The 22,687-nt window shown below is 72.8% G+C and carries 18 protein-coding genes; 14 read left to right on the top strand and 4 right to left on the bottom strand.

From position 1 onward, the window contains the following. Positions 1 to 107: 107 nt before the first annotated feature. Positions 108 to 374 (bottom strand): 30S ribosomal protein S20, encoded by a 267-nt coding sequence (gene rpsT / locus C1I97_RS10215; protein ID WP_111002899.1) that lies wholly within the window; start codon positions 372 to 374, stop codon positions 108 to 110. A 222-nt stretch (positions 375 to 596) separates the two neighbouring features. Between rpsT and lepA the strand changes: the two genes are divergently transcribed. The 4 genes from lepA (at position 597) to hemW (ending at position 7,992) form a co-directional block, all read left to right on the top strand. Next, entirely contained in the window at positions 597 to 2,465 is a 1,869-nt protein-coding gene (gene lepA / locus C1I97_RS10210; protein ID WP_111002898.1) for a translation elongation factor 4, read from the top strand. Between the two features lie 272 nt (positions 2,466 to 2,737). Then, entirely contained in the window at positions 2,738 to 4,612 is a 1,875-nt protein-coding gene (locus tag C1I97_RS10205; protein WP_111002904.1) for an AMP-dependent synthetase/ligase, read from the top strand. A 219-nt stretch (positions 4,613 to 4,831) separates the two neighbouring features. After that, positions 4,832 to 6,721, top strand: a complete 1,890-nt coding sequence (locus C1I97_RS10200) for a SpoIIE family protein phosphatase (RefSeq protein ID WP_111002897.1) — start codon at positions 4,832 to 4,834, stop codon at positions 6,719 to 6,721. Positions 6,722 to 6,759: 38 nt separating this feature from the next. Beyond that, a complete protein-coding gene (gene hemW / locus C1I97_RS10195) occupies positions 6,760 to 7,992 on the top strand; it encodes a radical SAM family heme chaperone HemW (RefSeq protein WP_111002903.1) in 1,233 nt (410 codons plus the stop codon). 19 nt (positions 7,993 to 8,011) lie between these two features. Here hemW and C1I97_RS10190 read toward each other — a convergent pair whose 3' ends face one another. Continuing rightward, entirely contained in the window at positions 8,012 to 8,815 is an 804-nt protein-coding gene (locus C1I97_RS10190) for a DUF3097 domain-containing protein (protein ID WP_111002896.1), read from the bottom strand. Positions 8,816 to 8,847: 32 nt separating this feature from the next. Then, positions 8,848 to 9,576, bottom strand: coding sequence for an MBL fold metallo-hydrolase (locus C1I97_RS10185; protein ID WP_111002895.1), 729 nt, complete (start codon positions 9,574 to 9,576; stop codon positions 8,848 to 8,850). A 200-nt stretch (positions 9,577 to 9,776) separates the two neighbouring features. Between C1I97_RS10185 and hrcA the strand changes: the two genes are divergently transcribed. The 4 genes from hrcA to C1I97_RS10165 all read left to right on the top strand — a co-directional run bounded on the left by hrcA (position 9,777) and on the right by C1I97_RS10165 (position 13,967). Next, positions 9,777 to 10,793, top strand: a complete 1,017-nt coding sequence (hrcA, locus tag C1I97_RS10180) for a heat-inducible transcriptional repressor HrcA (RefSeq protein WP_111002902.1) — start codon at positions 9,777 to 9,779, stop codon at positions 10,791 to 10,793. After that, positions 10,794 to 11,933 carry a molecular chaperone DnaJ gene (gene dnaJ, locus C1I97_RS10175; protein ID WP_111002894.1) on the top strand — a complete coding sequence of 380 codons (1,140 nt, stop codon included), beginning with the start codon at positions 10,794 to 10,796 and terminating at the stop codon, positions 11,931 to 11,933. 208 nt (positions 11,934 to 12,141) lie between these two features. Next, positions 12,142 to 13,230, top strand: a complete 1,089-nt coding sequence (locus tag C1I97_RS10170) for a nitronate monooxygenase (RefSeq protein WP_111002893.1) — start codon at positions 12,142 to 12,144, stop codon at positions 13,228 to 13,230. Then, the gene (locus C1I97_RS10165; RefSeq protein ID WP_111002892.1) at positions 13,227 to 13,967 is read left to right on the top strand and encodes a 16S rRNA (uracil(1498)-N(3))-methyltransferase; all 741 of its coding nucleotides are present in this window, start codon (positions 13,227 to 13,229) and stop codon (positions 13,965 to 13,967) included. The genes C1I97_RS10170 and C1I97_RS10165 overlap by 4 nt, the downstream gene beginning before the upstream one ends. A gap of 131 nt (positions 13,968 to 14,098) precedes the next feature. Here C1I97_RS10165 and C1I97_RS10160 read toward each other — a convergent pair whose 3' ends face one another. Next, on the bottom strand, positions 14,099 to 14,617 hold the full coding sequence (locus tag C1I97_RS10160) for a GNAT family N-acetyltransferase (RefSeq protein ID WP_111002901.1): 519 nt from the start codon (positions 14,615 to 14,617) through the stop codon (positions 14,099 to 14,101). Between the two features lie 120 nt (positions 14,618 to 14,737). Between C1I97_RS10160 and C1I97_RS10155 the strand changes: the two genes are divergently transcribed. From C1I97_RS10155 to C1I97_RS10130, 6 genes are all read left to right on the top strand, one after another. Then, complete coding sequence (locus C1I97_RS10155) at positions 14,738 to 15,310, top strand: hypothetical protein (RefSeq protein WP_258382504.1); 573 nt, start codon at positions 14,738 to 14,740, stop codon at positions 15,308 to 15,310. Between the two features lie 83 nt (positions 15,311 to 15,393). Then, positions 15,394 to 18,606, top strand: coding sequence for a S41 family peptidase (locus C1I97_RS10150; protein ID WP_181446664.1), 3,213 nt, complete (start codon positions 15,394 to 15,396; stop codon positions 18,604 to 18,606). A 159-nt stretch (positions 18,607 to 18,765) separates the two neighbouring features. After that, positions 18,766 to 19,119, top strand: a complete 354-nt coding sequence (locus C1I97_RS10145; RefSeq protein WP_111002889.1) for a histidine triad nucleotide-binding protein — start codon at positions 18,766 to 18,768, stop codon at positions 19,117 to 19,119. Between the two features lie 7 nt (positions 19,120 to 19,126). Then, a complete protein-coding gene (locus C1I97_RS10140; protein ID WP_111002888.1) occupies positions 19,127 to 20,032 on the top strand; it encodes a ribonuclease Z in 906 nt (301 codons plus the stop codon). Between the two features lie 20 nt (positions 20,033 to 20,052). Next, the gene (locus tag C1I97_RS10135) at positions 20,053 to 21,045 is read left to right on the top strand and encodes an adenosine deaminase (RefSeq protein WP_181446663.1); all 993 of its coding nucleotides are present in this window, start codon (positions 20,053 to 20,055) and stop codon (positions 21,043 to 21,045) included. 270 nt (positions 21,046 to 21,315) lie between these two features. Then, positions 21,316 to 22,437: a carbohydrate kinase family protein gene (locus C1I97_RS10130; protein WP_258382505.1), complete on the top strand. Its 1,122-nt coding sequence runs from the start codon at positions 21,316 to 21,318 to the stop codon at positions 22,435 to 22,437. The last annotated feature ends 250 nt before the right edge of the window (positions 22,438 to 22,687 follow it).

The following is a 22,687-nucleotide window of genomic DNA, read 5'->3' as shown; positions in this document are numbered from 1 at the left end:
CGCCCGCGTGGCGAACGCAGGCCGCGCGCGGATCCAGGGGTGCCGGCCGGGGGCGGATGAGAGAGGGCCCGCCCGGGGTCCTTCCGGCGTCAGATCAAGGTAAGGGTTCAGCCCTTGAGGGTCGTGACCTTGGTCGCCAGCGCCGACTTCTTGTTGGCGGCAGCGTTCTTGTGGATGACGCCCTTCGAGACGGCCTTGTCGAGCTGACGCGCGGCAACGCGCTGCAGCTCGGTGGCCTTCTCGACGTCACCCGCGGCAGCGGCCTCGCGGGCCTTGCGGATCGCGGTCTTCAGAGAGGACTTGACGGCCTTGTTGCGCAGCCGGGCCTTCTCGTTGGTCTTGTTCCGCTTGATCTGGGACTTGATGTTCGCCACGAATGAGCCTTTTCAGGTTCTGGCACGGGGCCGCACGGGTCCCGCACCGGTGATTTCTTGGGGCGTGCCTCGCGCTGATGAGGGCATGAGACACAGCCCCCCACGCTACCAGTGGCCCATCGGGCGGCCCAAACCGGTCACCGGTCCCCCGCCCGTGGGACCATGGAGACTACGTATCGATCCGACCCGAGGCATAAGGCGCCTCAAGAAACAGGACCCTGCGTGCCCGCGACCCCTGACAACGTGCCCGAGCCGAGCCGTACCGACCCGGCTCTGATCCGCAACTTCTGCATCATCGCTCACATCGACCACGGCAAGTCCACGCTCGCCGACCGGATGCTCCAGCTGACCGGCGTGGTCGAGCAGCGGCAGATGCGCGCTCAGTACCTCGACCGTATGGACATCGAGCGCGAGCGCGGCATCACGATCAAGTCCCAGGCGGTGCGTCTGCCGTGGGCCCCCACCCACGAGCCCGGCAACACGCACATCCTCAACATGATCGACACCCCGGGGCACGTCGACTTCACCTACGAGGTGTCGCGGTCGCTCGCCGCCTGTGAGGGGACCATCCTCCTCGTCGACGCGGCCCAGGGAATCGAGGCCCAGACCCTCGCCAACCTCTACCTGGCGATGGAGAACGATCTCACGATCATCCCGGTGCTCAACAAGATCGACCTGCCGGCCGCGCAGCCGGAGAAGTTCGCCGAGGAGCTGGCCAACCTGGTCGGCTGCGACCCCGACGACGTGCTGAAGGTCTCCGCGAAGACCGGCCTGGGCGTCGAGGCGCTGCTCGACCGGGTGGTCCAGGAGATCCCGGCCCCGGTCGGCGTCGCCGACGCCCCCGCCCGCGCGATGATCTTCGACTCGGTCTACGACTCCTACCGGGGCGTCGTGACGTACGTCCGTGTCGTCGACGGTCAGCTGGGCAAGCGCGAGCGGATCCGGATGATGTCCACCGGCGCCACGCACGAGCTGCTGGAGATCGGCACCAACTCGCCCGAGATGCTGCCCGCCGACGGTCTCGGCGTCGGCGAGGTGGGCTACCTGATCACCGGTGTGAAGGACGTCCGCCAGTCGAAGGTCGGTGACACCGTCACCGTGCAGTCCAAGGGTGCCGAGGAGCCGCTGGGCGGCTACAAGGAGCCCAAGCCCATGGTCTTCTCGGGCCTGTATCCGCTGGACGGCTCCGACTACCCCGAGCTGCGCGAGGCGCTGGACAAGCTGCAGCTCAACGACGCCGCCCTGGTCTACGAGCCGGAGACCTCCGCCGCCCTCGGCTTCGGCTTCCGCGTCGGCTTCCTCGGCCTGCTCCACCTGGACGTGATCCGTGAGCGGCTCGAGCGCGAGTTCGGCCTCGACCTGATCGCCACCGCCCCCAACGTGGTCTACCGCGTGATCATGGAGGACGGCACCGAGCACACGGTCACCAACCCCAGCGAGTTCCCCGAGGGGAAGATCGCGGAGGTGTACGAGCCGATGGTGCGGGCCACGATCCTCGCGCCCACCGAGTTCATCGGCGCGATCATGGAGCTGTGCCAGACCCGCCGCGGCACCCTCCTCGGCATGGACTACCTCTCCGAGGACCGCGTCGAGATTCGCTACACCCTCCCGCTCGCCGAGATCGTCTTCGACTTCTTCGACCAGCTGAAGTCCAAGACCCGTGGCTACGCCTCCCTGGACTACGAGCCCACCGGAGAGCAGAGCAGCACCCTGGTCAAGGTCGACATCCTGCTGCACGGCGACAAGGTGGACGCCTTCTCGGCGATCACCCACAAGGACCAGGCGTACGCGTACGGCGTCCGGCTCGTGGCCAAGCTCAAGGAGCTCATCCCGCGGCAGAGCTTCGAAGTGCCCGTCCAGGCCGCCATCGGCTCCCGCGTGATCGCCCGCGAGACCATCCGCGCCATCCGCAAGGACGTCCTCGCCAAGTGCTACGGCGGTGACATCTCCCGCAAGCGGAAGCTGCTGGAGAAGCAGAAGGAGGGCAAGAAGCGCATGAAGATGGTGGGTTCCGTGGAGGTTCCGCAGGAGGCCTTCATCGCGGTGCTCTCCAGTGATGACAGCGCGGGTGCGGGCAAGGGCAAGAAGTAGTCGCCCACCGGTCGCCACCGCGGCGAACCGGGTGGAATCGGGCCCGTCGTACACGAGTGCGGCGGGCTCCGCGCGTATGCGTGGTAGCGCTCTGTGGGAAGCGACAGGCCACAGCCCCTTACGCGGTGGCCGGGAGCCCTTTACGCTGATGCCTGCCCGATAGTTACTCGCGAGTTAAACAGCAGTCCGAACCACCCCGCCCTGAACCACCCCCGTGAGTCAACCCAGCCGCACTTGAGCCAGCCGCGATGTCGCGGGCCCCGGAGGATGTCGTGAGCGACGCACAGACCCTGATCGAGAACCGTCCGCCGTCCGTGGCGGCCCTCTTCCTGGAGCGCGTGGCGGCCACACCGGACGCCGAGGCCTACCGCTACCCCGTACCCCCTGCCTCCGGCGAGGGACCGGACGACTGGAAGTCGCTGAGCTGGGCGCAGTCCGCCGAGCGGGTCTACGCGATCGCGGCCGGACTCATCGAACTGGGCGTGCGGCCCGAGGAGCGGGTCGCGCTCGCCTCCGCCACCCGCGTGGAGTGGATGCTCGCCGACCTCGGCATCATGTGCGCGGGCGCCGCCACGACCACCGTCTACCCGCAGACCAACGCCGACGAGTCCGCGTTCATCCTCTCCGACTCCGGCAGCCGGGTCCTCGTCGCGGAGGACGCCGGCCAGCTGGCCAAGGTGCGGGAGAAGCGGGCCGAGCTGCCCGAGCTGCACCACGTCGTGGTCATCGACCCGGCCGGCGTCGAGACGGACGACTGGGTGCTCACCCTCGCCGAGCTGGAGAGCCGCGGCGCCGCCCACCTGGAGCAGCACCCCTCGCTGATCAAGGAGCGGGTCGGCGCGATCACCAAGGACCAGCTCGCCACCCTCATCTACACCTCCGGCACCACCGGCCGCCCCAAGGGCGTCCGGCTGCCGCACGACAACTGGTCGTACATGGCCAAGGCGATCGCCGCCACCGGCCTGGTCGGCGCCGACGACGTGCAGTACCTGTGGCTGCCGCTCGCCCACGTCTTCGGCAAGGTCCTCACCTCCGGCCAGATCGAGGTCGGCCACGTCACCGCCGTCGACGGCCGCGTCGACAAGATCATCGAGAACCTGCCGGTCGTCCGGCCCACCTACATGGCGGCCGTCCCGCGCATCTTCGAGAAGGTCTACAACGGCGTCGCCGCCAAGGCCCGCGCGGGCGGCGCGGCCAAGTACAAGATCTTCCAGTGGGCCTCCGAGGTCGCCCGCGAGTACGCCAAGGTCACCCAGGACAACTTCAAGCGCACCGGCACCCGCTCCGCGCCCTTCGGCCTGGCCGCCCAGCACAAGGTCGCCGACACGCTCGTCTACGCCAAGATCCGCGAGGCCTTCGGCGGCAGGCTGCGCGCCTGCGTCTCGGGCAGCGCCGCCCTCGCCCCGGAGATCGGCTACTTCTTCGCCGGCGCCGGCATCCACATCCTGGAGGGCTACGGCCTCACCGAGTCCTCCGCCGCCTCCTTCGTCAACCCCGGCGAGGCCTACCGCACCGGCACCGTCGGCAAGCCGCTGCCCGGCACCGAGGTCCGCATCGCCGACGACGGCGAGATCCTGCTGCGCGGCCCCGGCATCATGGAGGGCTACCACAAGCTGCCCGAGAAGACCGCCGAGGTCCTGGAGTCCGACGGCTGGTTCCACACCGGAGACATCGGCGAGCTCTCCCCGGACGGCTACCTGCGCATCACCGACCGCAAGAAGGACCTCATCAAGACCTCCAGCGGCAAGTACATCGCGCCCGCCGAGGTCGAGGGCCAGTTCAAGGCGGTGTGCCCCTACGTCTCCAACATCCTCGTGCACGGCGCCGACCGGAACTTCTGCACCGCCCTCATCGCCCTCGACGAGGCCGCCATCCTGGAGTGGGCCAAGGAGAACGGCCTGGCGGGCAAGTCCTACGCCGAGGTCGTCGCCGCGCCGCGGACGGTGGAGATGGTCGACGGCTACGTCAAGCGGCTCAACGAGGGCCTGCAGCGCTGGCAGACCATCAAGAAGTTCCGCCTGCTGCCGCGCGACCTCGACGTCGAGCACGGCGAGATCACCCCGAGCCTGAAGCTGAAGCGGCCCGTGGTGGAACGGGAGTACAAGCACCTGATCGACGAGATGTACGCGGGCGCGCGAGAGGCGTAGCCGCACGACGTCACGGACCCGCGCCCCCGCGGGGGCGCGGGTGCCGATCACCGGATACGTTCGGGCGGGTCCGGGTCTGCCCGTGTTTGATCATTTCTGTAGCGCGGTCCTCCTGCCCGACGACCCATTTCGGTGACTCCTTGCTTATGGGCGCGGTCGGTCTGTCACCCTGTCCCCATCGACCGAACCGTTTCGTCCGCACTGCTCGGGGAGCCGCACATGGGGGCCGTTCCGACGCAACGGGAGACCGCCTCCCGTGCCTCCGAGGTGCCCGCGCACGCCTCCGGCGCGACCACGCACCACGGCGCGGGGGCGCGCACGGAGGTGTGTACGACGCTGCCCGGCAGCCCCCTCGCGCCCGGCTCCGCCCGCGCACTGCTGCGCACGGCGCTGACGGAGTGGGCGGACCTCGGATGCGTGATCGCCGAGCGGCTGGCCGAGGACGCCGCCGTCGTGGCCAGCGAGCTGGTCACCAACGCCGTCGTGCACGCGGGTACCGACGTCGAACTGACCTTCCGGCTGGAGCCCGGGACCGGCGCCTGCGTCATCGAGGTCTGCGACCACCACCCCTCGCGCGCCCCCCGCGACCACGGCGACGAGGCGCCGTACGAGCCCGCCGAGTACGGTCGCGGCCTGAGCCTGGTCGCCGCCCTCTCCGAGGCCTGGGGCATCACCTACCGGACCGGCGCCAAGACGGTGTGGGCGCGGCTGCCCGCCGAGGGCAGTGCGGTGGGCGAGAGCGCACAGGCCTACGACGCCGAGCGCGGGCTCGCCGCCGCCGAGCTCCTCGCGCCCGGGCCGCAGTACGCCGGGCGGGACCGGGAGTGGCTGGGCCGGGGCGCGCTGTCCTTCCTCGCCGAGGCCTCCGACCTGCTCGCCGGACAGCTCGACGAGGGCCTGGTCGCCTCGCTCACCGGACAGCTGCTCGTCCCCCGGCTGGCCGACTGGTGCGCGGTGTGGCTGGAGGACGAGTCCACCGCGCGGTGGGGGTCCTCCCACTGGAGCGGGGACGACGGCGGGGCGGGCTGGAGCGACGGCACCGGCGTGGCCGGGCCACGGCTCGCCCGCGTCTGGCACGGCAGCGAGAACCACATCGAGGAGCTGCGCCGCGCCCTGGAGAAGGACCCGCCGCGCCCGGGCGACGGCCTGCGCTCCGGGCCCGTCCCCTACCCCTGGCCCGCGGAGGCCCTCGGCCCGCACGCGGCCCACGGCGCGGCGCTCGCGTACCGGCTGATCGCCGGCGGCCGCCCGCTGGGCACGCTGGTCATCGGACGGACCGGGCTGCCCCGCTTCCCCGACGAGGTCACCGGGCTGGTCGAGGACCTCGGCCGCCGGGTCGCGCTCGCCATCGGCGCGGCCCGCCAGTACGCCCGGCAGGCCACCATCAGCGCCGTACTGCAACGCGGACTGCTGCCCGGGGCGGTCGCCGAGATCCCCGGCATGCGCAGCGCCCTCGTCTACGAGCCGTGCGACCAGGGCGGCCCGAGCGGCGACTTCTACGACCTCTTCCCGGCCGGCGACGGCCGCTGGTGCTTCGCCGTCGGCGACGTCCAGGGCAAGGGACCCGAGGCCGCCGTCGTCATCGGGCTCGCCCGGCCCTGGCTGCGGCTGCTGGCCCGCGAGGGATACGGCGTCGCCGACGTCCTCGACCGCCTCAACCAGCTCCTCCTCGACGACGCCACCGAGGCCGCCGACGCCGCCGCCCGCGTCCTGGTGGCCGCCGGCGGCCGCGCCCCCTTCGACGGCGGCGTCCGCTGCACCCTCGCCAGCGCCGGGCACCCGCTGCCGCTGGTCCTCGGGCGCGACGGGGACGTGCGTACGGTCGCCCGGCCGCAGACCCTGCTCGGGGTGATCGAGGACGAGACGTACACCTGCGAGTCCTTCGACCTCGGCCCCGGCGACACCCTGCTGTGCGTCACCGACGGCGTCACCGAGCGGCGCTCCGGCTCCCGCCAGTTCGACGACGGCGACGGGCTCGCCACGGCCCTCGCCGGCTGCGCCGGGCTCGACGCGGAACCGGTCGCCGAGCGCATCCGGCGGCTCGTGCACGAGTTCGGGGACCGCCCGCCGGACGACGACCTCGCCCTGCTGGTCCTCCAGGCGGAGTAGCGGCCGGGCAGCCGTCCGGGTGCTGGACAATGGAACGCATGCCTTCCGCACTCCCCGACGGCGAGCCCGTACCCGGCGACGGCGCGCTGCCCGCGCACGCGCTCGCCGGGGCCGCCGGCCGGCCCCTCGGCTTCTACCTGCACGTCCCCTACTGCGCGACCCGCTGCGGCTACTGCGACTTCAACACCTACACCGCCACCGAGCTGCGCGGCACCGGCGGGGTGCTCGCCTCCCGCGACAACTACGCCGGGATCCTCGTCGACGAGGTCCGTCTCGCCCGCAAGGTGCTCGGCGACGACCCGCGCGAGGTCCGCACGGTCTTCGTCGGCGGCGGCACGCCCACGCTGCTGGCCGCGGAGGACCTGGTGCGGATGCTGGGGGCGATCCGCGACGAGTTCGGCCTCGCGGCCGACGCGGAGATCACCACGGAGGCCAACCCCGAGTCGGTCGGCCCGGCCTACCTGGCCGCGCTCCGGGAGGGGGGCTTCAACCGGATCTCCTTCGGAATGCAGAGCGCGAAGCAGCACGTGCTGAAGGTCCTCGACCGCACGCACACGCCCGGGCGTCCCGAGGCCTGCGTGGCCGAGGCGCGCGCGGCCGGCTTCGAGCACGTCAACCTCGACCTGATCTACGGCACGCCCGGCGAGTCCGACGACGACTGGCGGGCCTCGCTGGACGCGGCCCTCGGGGCCGGGCCCGACCATGTGTCGGCGTACGCGCTGATCGTGGAGGAGGGCACGCAGCTCGCCCGGCGGATCCGGCGGGGCGAGGTCCCGACGACGGACGACGACGTGCACGCCGACCGCTACCTGATCGCCGAGGAGACGCTGTCCGCGGCGGGCTTCGAGTGGTACGAGGTCTCCAACTGGGCCACCTCGCGAGCCGGTCGCTGCCTGCACAACGAGCTGTACTGGCGCGGCGCCGACTGGTGGGGCGCGGGCCCCGGTGCGCACAGCCACGTGGGCGGTGTGCGCTGGTGGAACGTCAAGCACCCCGGCGCGTACGCGGCGGCCCTCGCCTCCGGCCGTTCCCCGGGCGCCGGCCGGGAACTCCTCACGGAGGAGGACCGGCGGGTGGAGCGGATCCTGCTGGAGCTGCGGTTGCGTGAGGGGGTGCCGCTGTCGCTGCTGAAGGAGGAGGGGCTGGTGGCTTCGCGGCGGGCGCTGGCGGACGGGCTGCTGGAGTCCGGTCCGTACGAGGAGGGGCGAGCGGTGCTGACACTGCGCGGGCGACTGCTGGCGGACGCGGTGGTGCGGGATCTGGTGGACTGATCCGGTCAGGCGGGGGAGGTCAGGCGGGGTCGGTCACGAAATCGATCAGCTGCTCCACCCTCCCCAGCAACTCCGGCTCCAGGTCCTTGTAGGACCGCACGCGCGCCAGGATGCCCTGCCAGGCCGCGCCCGTGTTCTCCGGCCAGCCCAGGGCGCGGCACACGCCCGTCTTCCAGTCCTGGCCGCGGGGGACGCGGGGCCAGCCCTCGATCCCGAGCGAGGAGGGCTTCACCGCTTCCCAGACGTCGATGTACGGGTGACCGACCACCAGGGCGTGCTCCCCGGTCACCGACTCGGCGATGCGCCACTCCTTGGTGCCGGGAACCAGGTGGTCCACCAGGACACCGAGGCGGGCGTCCGGGCCGGGCGCGAACTCCTCGACGATCGCCGGCAGGTCGTCGACGCCCCCCAGGTACTCCACGACCACGCCCTCGACGCGCAGGTCGTCGCCCCACACCTTCTCGACCAGTTCGGCGTCGTGCCGACCCTCGACGTAGATGCGCCCGGCGCGGGCCACGCGCGCGCGTGCCTGGGGGACGGCGACCGAACCGGATGCTGTGCGGGTGGGCCGTACCGGACCGGACGACGGCTTCACCAGGGTGACCACCCGGCCCTCCAGCAGGAAGCCGCGGGGCCGGAGCGGGAAGACCCGGTGCTTGCCGAAGCGGTCCTCCAGCGTCACCGTGCCCGCCTCGCAGCGGATCACCGCCCCGCAGAAGCCGGTGCCCGGCTCCTCCACCACCAGGCCGGGCTCGGCGGGAACCTCGGACACGGCCTTGGGTTTCTTCCACGGCGGAGTCAGGTCGGGGGAGTACTGGCGCATTCGAGTGACGATATGGACAGACCCGTACGCGATCAGTGCGACACGCCGAAGCGTGCGGCCAGGGCGTCGCGCTGGGCCCGGACGAAGGCCGCGTCCACCACCGCTCCGTGACCCGGTACGTACAGAGCGTCCTCGCCGCCGAGCGCCAGCAGCCGGTCGAGGGCGGCGGGCCACCGGGCCGGTACGGCGTCGGGGCCCGCCTGGGGCTCGCCGGACTCCTCGACCAGGTCGCCGCAGAACACCACGGTCGGGTCGCCCGGCACCACCACTGCGAGGTCGTGCGTGGAGTGGGCCGGGCCCATGTTCGCCAGCAGCACCTCCCGCCCGCCACCGAGCCGGAGGGTGAGCCGGTCGCGGACCTCACGGCCGGGCCGTACCAGGGCGTCCGCCGCCTCCTCGGCCTCCCCGGCGTCCAGCCCTTGGCGCACCGCGTCCCCGCGCAGCTCCGCGCGCTCGCCGCTGTCGCCGAACACCGCGTCCGCGCCCTCGGCGGCGAAGATCTCCGCGCCGGCGAACTCCGCCGCCCCGAAGACGTGGTCGAAGTGCGGGTGGGTGAGCGCGAGATGTGTCACACCACCAGCGAGCGCCTGCGCCCACACACGCAACCGCGCGCCCTCCGCGCGGCTCGAACCCGCGTCGACCATCAGCGCGGCGCCCTCCCCGACGACCAGCCCGGTCGTGCAGTCCCATCCGGGCAGGCGGCACCGCCCGACCCCGTCCGCAAGCCGTTCCCATCCCAGCTCTTCCCAAGCCACCGTCATAACGGTGACGCTATCGGTGGCGCCGGGGGTGCGACATCCCGGCCGATCCCGGATGATCCCGGCCCCGACCTCGCAGGCCGTCGCGCCCGGCCTTGCCCGGGGTGTACCCGACAGCCGTACACTGGGCGGGGTAAAGCTGGCACTCGTATGCGCCGAGTGCCAGACGGGGAAGCCGATCAGTGATTCTGGAGGTGTGCGCGATGCTCAGTGAGCGAAGGCTTCAAGTGCTGCGCGCCATCGTCCAGGACTACGTCGGAACCGAGGAGCCGGTCGGCTCCAAGGCCCTGACCGAGCGGCACGGCCTCGGCGTCTCGCCGGCCACGGTCCGCAACGACATGGCGGCCCTGGAGGAAGAGGGCTACATCGCCCAGCCGCACACCAGTGCCGGCCGTATCCCCACCGACAAGGGGTACCGCCTGTTCGTCGACAAGCTGGCCGAGGTCAAGCCGATGACCGCGCCGGAGCGGCGCGCCATCCAGAACTTCCTCGACGGTGCCGTCGACCTCGACGACGTGGTGGCCCGCACGGTGCGGCTGCTCGCGCAGCTGACCCGGCAGGTCGCCGTGGTGCAGTACCCGTCGCTGACCCGTTCGACCGTGCGGCACGTGGAGCTGCTGTCGCTCGCGCCCGCGCGCGTGATGCTGGTGCTGATCACGGACACCGGCCGGGTCGAGCAGCGGATGGTCGACTGCCCCGCGCCCTTCGGGGAGACGTCCCTGGCCGACCTGCGGGCGCGGCTGAACAGCCGGGTCGCCGGCCGCCGCTTCACGGACGTCCCGCAGCTGGTGGAGGATCTGCCCGAGGGCTTCGACGTCGAGGACCGCGGGACCGTCTCGACCGTGCTGTCCACTCTCCTGGAGACGCTCGTCGAGGAGAACGAGGAGCGGCTGGTGATCGGCGGCACCGCCAACCTGACCCGCTTCGCGCACGACTTCCCGCTCACCATCCGGCCCGTTCTGGAGGCGCTGGAGGAGCAGGTCGTCCTGCTGAGGCTGCTCGGTGAGATGCAGAATCCGGGCATGACCGTGCGCATCGGTCACGAGAACGCCCACGAAGGACTCAACTCCACGTCCATCGTGTCGGTCGGCTACGGTTCGGGCGGCGAGGCAGTGGCCAAGCTCGGCGTGGTCGGACCGACCCGCATGGACTACCCGGGAACGATGGGAGCGGTACGCGCAGTGGCACGGTACGTCGGACAGATCCTGGCGGAGTCGTAGGTGGCCACGGACTACTACGCCGTTCTCGGCGTGCGTCGCGACGCGTCGCAGGAAGAGATCAAGAAGGCTTTCCGGCGGCTCGCGCGCGAGCTGCACCCGGACGTCAACCCGGATCCGAAGACCCAGGAGCGGTTCAAGGAGATCAACGCCGCCTACGAGGTGCTGTCGGACCCGCAGAAGAAGCAGGTCTACGACCTCGGCGGCGACCCGCTCTCGCAGTCCGGCGGCGCCGGCGCGGGCGCCGGCTTCGGGGCGGGCTCCTTCGGGAACTTCTCCGACATCATGGACGCGTTCTTCGGTACGGCGTCGCAGCGCGGACCGCGTTCGCGTACGCGCCGGGGCCAGGACGCGATGATCCGGCTCGAGGTCGAGCTGGACGAGGCGGCCTTCGGCACGACGAAGGACATCCAGGTCGACACGGCCGTCGTCTGCAACACCTGCAACGGCGAGGGCGCGGCCCCCGGCACCAGCGCCCAGACGTGCGACATGTGCCGCGGCCGCGGTGAGGTCTCGCAGGTCACCCGGTCCTTCCTGGGCCAGGTCATGACCTCCCGCCCCTGCCCCCAGTGCCAGGGCTTCGGCACGGTGGTGCCCACCCCGTGCCCGGAGTGCGCCGGTGACGGCCGCATCCGCGCCCGCCGCACGCTGACCGTGAAGATCCCGGCCGGTGTGGACAACGGCACGCGCATCCAGCTCGCGGGCGAGGGTGAGGTCGGCCCCGGCGGCGGCCCCGCCGGTGACCTCTACGTCGAGATCCACGAGCTGCCGCACCCGACCTTCCAGCGGCGCGGCGACGACCTGCACTGCACGGTCACCATCCCGATGACCGCGGCGGCCCTCGGCACCAAGGTGCCGCTGGAGACCCTGGACGGCCTGGAGGAGGTCGACATCCGCCCGGGCACCCAGTCCGGCCAGTCGATCCCGCTGCACGGCCGGGGCGTCACGCATCTGCGCGGCGGCGGTCGCGGCGACCTCATCGTGCACGTCGAGGTGCAGACCCCGACCAAGCTCGACCCCGAGCAGGAGCGCCTGCTGCGCGAACTGGCCAAGCTGCGCGGCGAGGAGCGCCCCCAGGGGCAGTTCCAGCCGGGGCAGCAGGGGCTGTTCGCGCGGTTGAAGGATGCGTTCAACGGTCGCTGACGTGGGCGTGGAGCTTGGCTGGGGGTCCGGGGGTCGGCCCCCGGGCGGGCACAGTCAGCCGGGGCAGCAGGGGCTGTTCGCGCGGTTGAAGGATGCGTTCAACGGTCGCTGACGCGTCTGCCCGGCGGCCGTTGACGGGGATGCCTCCGGCATATGCCGGAGGTCGCCCGGATGCGGACCTGTAGGGAGGACGTGACACCATGCGGTCATGTCCTCCGCGCTGACCGATCTCTTCCCGCACCCGATCGTGCAGGCACCCATGGCGGGCGGTCCCTCGGTGCCGGAGCTGGCGGCCGCCGTGTCCGACGCGGGCGGACTGGGGTTCCTCGCCGCCGGTTACAAGACCGCCGACGGCATGTACCAGGAGGTCAAGCAGCTGCGCGGGCTGACCGGCCGCCCCTTCGGCGTCAACGTGTTCATGCCGCAGCCGGAGAGCGCCGAGTCCGGCGCCGTGGACCTCTACGCCCAGCAGCTGGCCGGCGAGGCCGGCTGGTACGACACCGAGCTCGGCGATCCGGAGAACGGGCGCGACGACGGCTACGACGCCAAACTCGCGGTGCTGCTGGACGATCCGGTACCGGTGGCCTCCTTCCACTTCGGCGTGCCCGCCCGCGAGGTGGTGGACTCCCTGCACCGGGTCGGCACGTTCGTCCTCGTCACCGCGACCACCGCCGAGGAGGCGCTCGCCGTGGACCGGTCGGGCGCGGACGCGGTGATCGCCCAGGGCGTGGAGGCCGGCGGCCACCAGGGCACCCACCGCGACCTGCCGGAGAGCGACGGCGCCGGGATCGGCGTGCTCTCGCTCGTCGCGCAGATCCGTGAGGCGGTGGACATCCCGGTCATCGCGGCCGGGGGCCTCATGCGCGGCAGCCAGATCGCCGCCGTACTCGCGGCGGGCGCGAGCGCGGCCCAGCTCGGCACGGCGTTCCTCGCCACCCCCGAGTCCGGCGCACACGCCCTGCACAAGCAGGCACTCACCGACCCCGTCTTCCCGCGTACGGAGCTGACCCGCGCGTTCTCCGGGAGGCCGGCCCGCGGGCTGGTCAACCGCTTCATGCGGGAGCACGGCCCGTACGCGCCCGCCGCCTACCCGGAGGTCCACCACCTCACCTCACCCCTGCGCAAGGCGGCCGCCAAGGCGGGTGACGCGCAGGGCATGGCGCTGTGGGCGGGTCAGGGCCACCGGATGGCCCGTGAGCTGCCCGCCGGGCGGCTGGTGGAGGTGCTGATGGACGAACTCGAAGCGGCCAGGGCGGAGTTGTCGGCCCGTCCGGCGACAGGAGGTGGTGCGCGATGACCGCGCCGGTGTTCATTGTCGACCAACTGGACGGCATCGGGACGGAGTTCGTGCTCGACGGGCCCGAGGGGCGGCACGCGGTCTCGGTCAAGCGGTTGCGGCCGGGCGAGGACGTGGTGCTCACCGACGGCCGGGGGCGCTGGACCGAGGGCGTGGTGAAGGCCGCCGAGGGCAAGGACCGGCTGGTGATCACCGACCTGGAGTCCCTGACCGAGGAACCGCCGGAGGCCCCCCGTATCACCGTCGTCCAGGCCCTGCCCAAGGGCGACCGGGGAGAGCTCGCCGTGGAGACCATGACCGAGGTCGGCGTCGACGCGATCGTGCCGTGGGCCGCCTCCCGCTGCATCACGCAGTGGAGGGGCGACCGGGGGCTGAAGGCGCTCGGCAAGTGGCGCTCGACCGCCCGCGAGGCCGGCAAGCAGTCCCGCCGGATCCGCTTCCCCGAGGTCGCGGACGCGGCGACGACCAAGCAGGTTGCCGCACTTCTGGCCAAGGCCGACTTCGCCGCCGTGCTCCACGAGACCGGCGAGGAACCCCTGGCCACCGCCGAACTCCCCGCCGAGGGCGAGATCGTGCTGGTCGTCGGCCCCGAAGGCGGTGTCTCCCCGGAGGAGTTGGCGATGTTCCGGGAGGCGGGGGCGAAGACGTACGTGCTCGGACGCACCGTGCTGCGCACGTCGACCGCCGGCACGGCGGCGGCCGCCCTGCTCCTGGGCCGCACCGGCCGCTGGTCCTGACCTGCGGGGGCGACCGGGCACCGCACCGTTTCGACGAGACGACCCGGACGAGACGACCCGGACGAGACGACCCGGACGAGACGACCCGGACGACGCGACCTACAGGGAACGCCATGAAGCCGGGCGGACAGTCAGCGGACAGTCAACGGCCCTGCCCCGAGTTCCGTGGCAAGCACCGTTCGCGCGCTGAGACCGGCGACCACCTCGTCCCCCTCCACAGCCGTCGTCGGCCGGAACCCCAGTGAGGAGTACAGGCGTTCGGCCGCGACGTTGTCCGGGTGATACGACAGGCGGAGCTCCTGGCAGTCGTCCCGCTCCGCCAGCCATCCCATGAGCGTTCGCACCGCGGCCCGGCCCACTCCCTTGCCCTGCTCGGCCCCGTCGATCAGCATGCCGCCGATCCAGTACGAACCGTCCTCGTCGCGGGCCCACATGATGTGCCCCGCCACCGTCCCATCGGCACGGACCGCCAACGAGTGCCAGACCTGGTCACGCATCGACAACAGCAGGTAGCGAGCCGCCAGCGCGGGAACGAAGCGGCGCTGGTCGTCCAGTGGGGCGACGTCCGCCACGGCACGCCAGTTCCCGTCGTCCACCTGGTCCAGGGCAACCCGCCGCCCGGCTCCGTCCACAAATCCACGGGTGATCATGAGCGTCATGCCAGGAGCCGGGCGACCGGTCCACGAACCGTTTTCCTCCCCGGTCCGCCGGACCGGTCCTGGCCGTGTTCCGTCTACCGCGTGGGGCACGGCGGTGGCAGGCTGTCGTGCATGGGGGCATTGAGGCGGATTCCGTATCTGCCGCGCGGGCGGCGGGTGTTGGCCGGGACGGTGCTCGCGGTGGTCGCCGCGGGCGGTGCCGTCGCGTGTGATCCCGGTGGGCTGAACGCCGCGTCGGTGGCGTACACGACCGACAGGACGGCCACCGCGGAGCTGAACCGGCAGCACGCGTCCGTGCGTTGGCTCACCTGCACGGGCGACTACGGCGGCGGCGGGGCGTACACGCCGGGGAAGCCGACGCCGTCGGCGTCCGGGACCACCGTGGTCACCGTCGACTGCCAGGGGGAGACGAAGGACGGCCGGAAGATCACCGTCACCGGGAAGGTCACCCGCGCGGTCGACGGCGCCTGTGTGCGCGGGGACCTGACCGCCAAGGTGGGTGGGAAGGTGTGGTTCCACGTGCGCGGCCTCGGCGACTGCGACGCCACGACCGGGCCGACGTACCGGCCGCCCGTCACCTACCGGCCCCCCCAAGGGCAGCCGGGCCCGACGGTCACGGTGACGGTCACGCGGACGATCCGGTGCCCGGACGACCCCGTCTGCCGGCCCGTCCAGGGCAAGTGAGGCACCGGCTTTCGCGGTGTGGCGCGCGCGGCAGGTGATCCCGCCCCCTGTCGGTGGCCGCCGCCGCTGCGTAGGGTGATCTGGTGACTCAGTCCGCATCGTCTGCGTATCTCCGGTTTCCGCATCCGCACGGCGAGTTGGTCGCCTTCACCGCCGAGGACGACGTGTGGCTCGCGCCGCTGGACGGCGGCAGGGCCTGGCGGGTCAGCGCCGACAACGTGCCGGTGAGCCATCCCCGCATCTCGCCCGACGGCACCACCGTCGCCTGGACCTCCAGCCGCGACGGCGAACCCGAGATCCACGTCGCCCCCGTCGACGGCGGCTCCGCCAAGCGCCTGACCCACTGGGGCAGCCGGAGGACCCAGGTGCTCGGCTGGACCCCGGACGGTGAGGTCCTCGCGATCAGCACCCACGGCCAGGCCAGTCTGCGCCGCACCTGGGCCCGCGCCGTCCCGCTCGACGGCGGACCGGCCACCACCCTGCCGTACGGGCCCGTCGGCGACGTCGCGTACGGCCCGCACACCGTGCTGCTGTCCGCGCCGATGGGCCGTGAGGCGGCCTGGTGGAAGCGGTACCGGGGCGGCACGGCGGGCAAGCTGTGGATCGACCGGGACGTCCGCGACGGGGAAGGTGCCGGCGAGTTCGTACGGCTGCACGAGGAGTTGGACGGCAACCTCGAGTACCCGCTGTGGGTGGGGGAGAGGATCGCGTTCCTGTCCGACCACGAGGGCACCGGCGCCCTGTACTCCTCCCTCGCCGACGGCTCCGACCTGCGCCGGCACACCCCCCTGGGAGGCTTCTACGCCCGGCACGCCGCCACCGACGGCACCCGGGTCGTCTACTCGAGCGCCGGTGAACTGTGGCTGCTCGACGACCTCGAGGGCGCCGAACCGCGGCGCCTGGACATCCGCCTCGGCGGGCCCCGCGCGGACCTGCGGCCCTACCCGGTCGACGCCTCCCGCTGGTTCGGCTCCGCCGCCCCCGACCACACCGCGCGCGGCAGCGCCGTCTCGGTGCGCGGTGCCGTCCACTGGGTCACCCACCGCTCCGGTCCCGCCCGCGCGCTCGCCGCCGAGCCCGGCGTGCGGAACCGGATGCCGCGCACCTTCCGCGCCGCGGGGGAGGAGTGGGTGGCGTGGGTGACGGACGCGGAGGGCGAGGACGCCCTGGAGTTCGCGCCCGCCACCGGCCTCGCGCCCGGCGCCACCCCGCGCCGGCTGGGCACCGGGCGGCTCGGCCGGGTCCTGGAGCTCGCCATGGCCCCCGACGGCAGCCGCGTGGCCGTCGCCTCGCACGACGGCCGGCTGCTGCTCGTGGAACGCGAGACCGGCGAGATCCGGGAGGTCGACCGCAGCGAGCACGGGGACGTCGGCGACCTCGCCTTCTCTCCCGACTCCACCTGGCTCGCCTGGTCGCACCCCGGTCCGCGCCCGCTCAGCCAGCTCCGTCTGGCCCACACCACCGACCTGTCGGTCACCGACGCGACCCCGCTGCGCTTCCGCGACTACGCCCCCGCCTTCACCCTCGACGGCAAGCACCTCGCCTTCCTCTCCCACCGCTCCTTCGACCCGGTCTACGACGAGCACGTCTTCGACCTGGCCTTCGTCGAGGGCTCCCGCCCGCACCTGATCACCCTGGCCGCGACCACGCCCTCCCCGTTCGGCCCGCAGCGGCACGGCCGGCCCTCCGAGGCCCCCGACAAGGAGGAGACCCCCGACAGCGAGGGCACCCCGGCGACCCGTGTCGACCTCGAAGGGCTCGCCGACCGCATCGTGCCCTTCCCGGTCGAGGCCGCCCGCTACTCCAACCTGCGCGCCGCCAAGGGCGGCGTGCTCTGGCTCAGGCACCCGGTGCGCGGCGTCCTCGGCGCCTCCCGCGCCACGCCCGACGACCCCGACCCCAAGACCGAGTTGGAGCGCTACGACCTCGTCCAGCAGCGCATCGAGCACCTGGCCGCCGACGCCGACCACTTCGAGGTCAGCGGCGACGGCAAGCGCGCCCTGCTGTGGACCGACGGCAAGCTCAAGGTCGTCCCCAGCGACCGCCGCGCCTCCGGCGACGAGGACAGCGACTCCCACATCACCGTCGACCTCGGCCGGATCCGGCAGACCGTCGAACCGGCCGCCGAGTGGCGGCAGATGTACGAGGAGACCGGCCGCATCATGCGGGACCACTTCTGGCGGCCGGACATGGGCGGCGTCGACTGGGACGGCGTCCTCGACCGCTACCGGCCCGTCCTGGACCGCGTCGCCACCCACGACGACCTGGTCGACCTGCTGTGGGAGGTGCACGGCGAGCTCGGCACCTCGCACGCCTACGTCATGCCGAACGGCGGCCACGGCCACGGAGCCCGGCAGGGGCTGCTCGGCGCGGACATCTCCCGGCACGAGGACGGCAGCTGGCGCATCGACCGGATCCTGCCCTCGGAGACCTCCGACCCGGACGCGCGCAGCCCGCTGGCCGCGCCCGGCGTCGCGGTGCGCGCCGGGGACGCGATCGTCGCGGTCGGCGGCCGGCCGGTCGACCCGGTGACCGGGCCCGGCCCGCTGCTGACCGGTACGGCGGGCAAGCCGGTCGAGCTCACGGTCTCGCCCGCCGGCGGGGGCGACCCCCGGCACGCGGTCGTGGTCCCCGTCGCCGACGAGGAGCCGTTGCGCTACCACGCGTGGGTCGCCGACCGCCGGGCCTACGTCCACGAGAAGTCCGGCGGCCGGCTCGGCTACCTCCACGTGCCGGACATGCAGGCGCCCGGCTGGGCGCAGATCCACCGCGACCTGCGCGTGGAGGTAACCCGTGAGGGCCTGGTCGTGGACGTCCGCGAGAACCGCGGCGGCCACACCTCCCAGCTGGTGGTGGAGAAGCTGGCCCGGCGGATCGTCGGCTGGGACCTGCCGCGCGGCATGCGGCCGGAGAGCTACCCGATGGACGCGCCCCGGGGGCCGGTCGTCGCCGTCGCCAACGAGTTCTCCGGCTCCGACGGCGACATCGTCAACGCGGCGATCAAGGCGCTGGGCATCGGACCGGTCGTCGGCACGCGCACCTGGGGCGGCGTCGTCGGCATCGACAGCCGCTACCGCCTGGTCGACGGCACGCTGATCACCCAGCCGAAGTACGCGTTCTGGCTGGAGGGTTACGAGTGGGGCGTGGAGAACCACGGGGTGGACCCGGACGTGGAGGTCGTCCAGCGCCCGCAGGACCACGCGGCGGGCCGCGACGCCCAGCTCGACGAGGCGGTCCGCATCGCCCTGGAGGCCCTGGAGGCGACGCCCGCGAAGACTCCGCCCTCGCTGCCCTGACGTCCCGGGGGCTGCCGCCCCCGGGCCACCGCTCCGGCCCGAACGGCCTCGTGCTCGAACTGCCCCGAGCTCTTCGAGCAGGGGATGCCCCCGTGGACGGGCTGTTTTTCCCACCCTCGGTACCATGCCCCGTACTGGATCAACCCGAGGAGACACCGCATGGCTGGGGAACCCCAGGACGACTGCCTGTTCTGCAAGATCGTCGCGGGCCAGGTCCCCGCGACGATCGTCCGCGAGACGGACACCACCGTCGCCTTCCGCGACATAAACCCCCAGGCGCCCACCCACGTCCTGGTGATCCCCAAGGCGCACTACAAGGACGCCGCCGTCCTCGCCGCCGCCGCCCCGGACCTCGCCGCGGACGTCCTGCGCGAGACGCAGGCGGTCGCCGACGAGGACAAACTGGACAGCTACCGCATCGTGTTCAACACGGGTTCCGGCGCCGGCCAGACCGTCTGGCACGCCCACGCCCACGTCCTGGGCGGCCGCGGCCTCGAGTGGCCCCCCGGATAGGCCGGCCGTGTCCGCCCGCGAACTGGTCGTCCTCGGCACCGCCAGCCAGGTTCCGACCCGGCACCGCAACCACAACGGCTACCTGCTGCGCTGGGACGGCGAGGGCATCCTGTTCGACCCCGGCGAGGGCACCCAGCGGCAGATGCTGCGCGCCGGGGTCGGCGCGCACGACCTCGACCGGATCTGCGTCACCCACTTCCACGGCGACCACTCCCTGGGCCTCGCGGGGGTGATCCAGCGGATCAACCTCGACCGGGTGCCCCACGAGATCACCGCGCACTACCCGCGCTCGGGCCAGCGCTTCTTCGACCGCCTGCGGTACGCCACCGCCTACCGCGAGACCGTCCGGCTCACGGAGGTCCCCGTCGACGCCGACGGCGTCCTCGCGACGACGCCGGCGTACACCCTGGAGGCCCGCCGGCTCTCCCACCCCGTGGAGGCCTACGGCTACCGGCTCGTCGAGCCCGACGGGCGCCGGATGCTGCCCGACCGGCTCGCCGCGCACGGGATCGAGGGCCCCGACGTGGGCCGCCTCCAGCGGGAGGGGTCCTTGAACGGGGTCTCGCTGGAGGCGGTGAGCGAGGTGCGGCGCGGTCAGCGGTTCGCGTTCGTCATGGACACCCGGCTGTGCGACGGGGTGCACGCGCTCGCCGAGGGCTGCGACCTGCTCGTCATCGAGTCGACCTTCCTCGACGAGGACGAGCGGCTCGCCGTCGAGTACGGCCACCTGACGGCCGGACAGGCCGCCCGCGCGGCCCGGGACGCCGGAGTGCGGCACCTCGTGCTCACCCACTTCAGCCAGCGCTACGACGACGCGGAGGAGTTCGAGCGGCAGGCGCGGACGGCCGGCTTCGAGGGGGAGCTGACCGTGGCGCGGGACCTGCTGCGGGTGCCGGTTCCGAAACGCCGCTGACCAGGCCGTACGATGCTTCGATGCCCCTGCCGAAAGCCGAACTGCACCTGCACGTCGAAGGCACCCTGGAGCCCGAGCTGGCCTTCGCGCTCGCCGAGCACAACGGTGTCGAGCTGCCGTACGCGGACACCGACGAGATCCGCGCGGCCTACCGCTTCGAGGACCTGCAGTCCTTCCTGAACCTGTACTACGAGCTCATGGCCGTCCTGCGCACCGAGCGGGACTTCGAGGACCTCGCGAACGCCTACCTCGCCCGCGCCGCCGCGCAGGGCGTGCGGCACGCGGAGATCTTCTTCGACCCGCAGGCCCACATCGCGCGCGGGGTCGGCATGGGCACGGTCGTCGAGGGGCTGTGGCGGGCGCTGGGGCGCAGCGAGGAGAACCACGGCGTCTCCACCCGGCTGATCATGTGCTTCCTGCGCGACGAGTCCGCCGAGTCGGCCCTGGAGACCCTGCGGGCCGCCGAGCCGTACCTGGACCGGATCACGGGCGTCGGCCTGGACTCGGCCGAGGCTGGGCATCCGCCGGTGAAGTTCCGCGAGGTGTACGAGGCCGCCGCCGCCCTCGGCCTGCGGCGCGTGGCGCACGCCGGTGAGGAGGGCCCGCCGGAGTACATCAGGCAGGCCCTGGACGTGCTCGGTGTCGAACGCGTCGACCACGGGCTGAGCTGCATGGAGGACCCGGAGCTCGTCGACCGCCTGGTCCGCGAGCGCGTCCCGCTGACCCTGTGCCCCCTGTCCAACGTCCGGCTCCGCGCGGTCGACACCCTCGCCGGCCACCCGCTGCCCGCCATGCTGGACGCCGGCCTGCTCTGCACGGTCAACTCCGACGACCCGGCCTACTTCGGCGGCTACGTCGGCGACAACTTCGACGCCGTGCGCGACACCCTGGGCCTCACCGAGGACCGCCTGCGCGAACTGGCCCGCAACTCCTTCCTCGCCTCCTTCCTGGAACACGACGAGGAGCGGCGCCGGCGGTACCTGGCCGAGGTGGAGGCGTACGAATTCCCTTAGAGACCGGCCCCGTTGACGGGGTATATCCGTCTCCTTTTGGACCGCCCCGGCGACCCCGCGCCGGTAGGCCGAGGGGGCCTGCGCCTCCCGCGGCGTGCGGCACCGGCGCGCTGTCGGTGCTCTGGTGCACACTGGCCGGACCCGCACCACGTCAGGGAGCGCACCGTGACCCCGTCCAGCACGTCCACCGGAAAGGAACCGGAGCACCCGGAGCACCCGGAGCACCCGGAGCACCGGGAGTACCCGGAGTACCCGGAGGACCGGGAGTACATCGGTGGAGCACCGCACGCCCACCTCCACCCCCAGGTCGACCCGCTGGCCCGGCTGCGCACGGCGGACGACCCGCCCTGGGACGTCTACCTGACGGGCACCGTCTTCCTCGACATCGTCTTCACCGGGCTCGACTCCGCCCCGGTGCGCGGGACGGAGTCCTGGGCGCGCGGGATGGGGTCGAGCCCCGGCGGCGTGGCCAACATGGCGACCGCGCTGGCCCGCCTGGGCCTGCGGACATCCCTGGCGGCGGCCTTCGGCGACGACCACTACGGCGACTACTGCTGGGACGCCCTGGAACAGGGCGAGGGCATCGACCTGTCCCCGTCCCGCACCGTGTCCGGCTGGCACTCGCCGGTCACCGTCTCCATGGCGTACGAGGGCGAGCGCACGATGGTCTCGCACGGCCACGAGCCGCCCCCGGAGGCCGTGTTCCTCCAGGAGGGCGCCCCGGAGTGCCGGCCCCGCGCGCGGGCCGCCGTGGCCTCCCTGACCCCCGGCCGGTCCGCCCCCTGGATCGCCCGGGCCGCGGGCGAGGGCACCCGCGTCTTCGGTGACGTCGGCTGGGACGAGACCGGCGCCTGGGACCTGGCGGCCCTGACCGACCTGGAGCACTGCGAGGCGTTCCTGCCCAACGCCGAGGAGGCGATGCGCTACACGGGCACCGACTGCCCGCGCACCGCCGCGCACGCGCTCACCGAGTTCGTGCCGGTCGCGGTGGTCACCCTCGGCGCGGAGGGCGCCTACGCGGTCGACCGGCGCACGGGGGAGAGCGCCGAGGTGCCCGCCATCGCGGTGGAGGCGCTGGACCCGACCGGCGCGGGCGACGTGTTCGTGGCCGGCTTCGTCACCGGCACCCTGGCCGGCTGGCCCCTGGCCGACCGCCTCGCCTTCGCCGGCCTCACCGCCGCCCTGTCCGTACAGGAGTTCGGCGGCTCGCTGTCGGCTCCCGGCTGGTCCGAGGTCGCCGCCTGGTGGCGCCGGGTGCAGTCGGTCGAGGGCCAGGACCCGGCGGCGCTGCGGCGGTACGCCTTCCTGGAGGACCTGGTGCCGGAGGCCTGCGTCGAGCCGTGGCCGCGGCGCAGGGCCGTACCGACGATCGGGTTCCGCCGGTCGGCGTGAGGGGAGTCGACCGACGGGCGTTGACAGGTGGATGCTGACGCCCAATCATCGGCACGATCGAGCACGATGGGGCAAGCAGCCTCCTGACTCCTCCCTCCGTCGAAGGACACGCGTCGTGCGCAGACCGCCCCGCAGACCCGGAGTGCTCCTTGCCGTCCTCGGCCTCAGCCTGGCCCTTCCCGTGGCGCTGACCACGCCGGAGCCGGCACAGGCACGGTCCCGTACCGAGGCCGCCCCGGCCCCCCGGGCC

The organism is Streptomyces sp. NTH33 (assembly GCF_003236365.1).
Lineage (GTDB): Bacteria > Actinomycetota > Actinomycetes > Streptomycetales > Streptomycetaceae > Streptomyces.
Note: the sequence above shows the minus strand (reverse complement) of the source record. Positions and strands in the feature narration are given on the sequence as shown.

Coding starts and splice junctions, on each gene's coding strand:
- hrcA (WP_111002902.1), top strand. CDS start 9,777: ATGCTCAGTGAGCGAAGGCTTCAAGTGCTGCGCGCCATCGTCCAGGAC.
- C1I97_RS10185 (WP_111002895.1), bottom strand. CDS start 9,576: ATGACGGTGGCTTGGGAAGAGCTGGGATGGGAACGGCTTGCGGACGGG.
- C1I97_RS10160 (WP_111002901.1), bottom strand. CDS start 14,617: ATGATCACCCGTGGATTTGTGGACGGAGCCGGGCGGCGGGTTGCCCTG.
- hemW (WP_111002903.1), top strand. CDS start 6,760: ATGCCTTCCGCACTCCCCGACGGCGAGCCCGTACCCGGCGACGGCGCG.
- C1I97_RS10145 (WP_111002889.1), top strand. CDS start 18,766: ATGGCTGGGGAACCCCAGGACGACTGCCTGTTCTGCAAGATCGTCGCG.
- C1I97_RS10165 (WP_111002892.1), top strand. CDS start 13,227: ATGACCGCGCCGGTGTTCATTGTCGACCAACTGGACGGCATCGGGACG.
- C1I97_RS10155 (WP_258382504.1), top strand. CDS start 14,738: ATGGGGGCATTGAGGCGGATTCCGTATCTGCCGCGCGGGCGGCGGGTG.
- C1I97_RS10170 (WP_111002893.1), top strand. CDS start 12,142: ATGTCCTCCGCGCTGACCGATCTCTTCCCGCACCCGATCGTGCAGGCA.
- C1I97_RS10135 (WP_181446663.1), top strand. CDS start 20,053: ATGCCCCTGCCGAAAGCCGAACTGCACCTGCACGTCGAAGGCACCCTG.
- C1I97_RS10200 (WP_111002897.1), top strand. CDS start 4,832: ATGGGGGCCGTTCCGACGCAACGGGAGACCGCCTCCCGTGCCTCCGAG.
- C1I97_RS10190 (WP_111002896.1), bottom strand. CDS start 8,815: ATGCGCCAGTACTCCCCCGACCTGACTCCGCCGTGGAAGAAACCCAAG.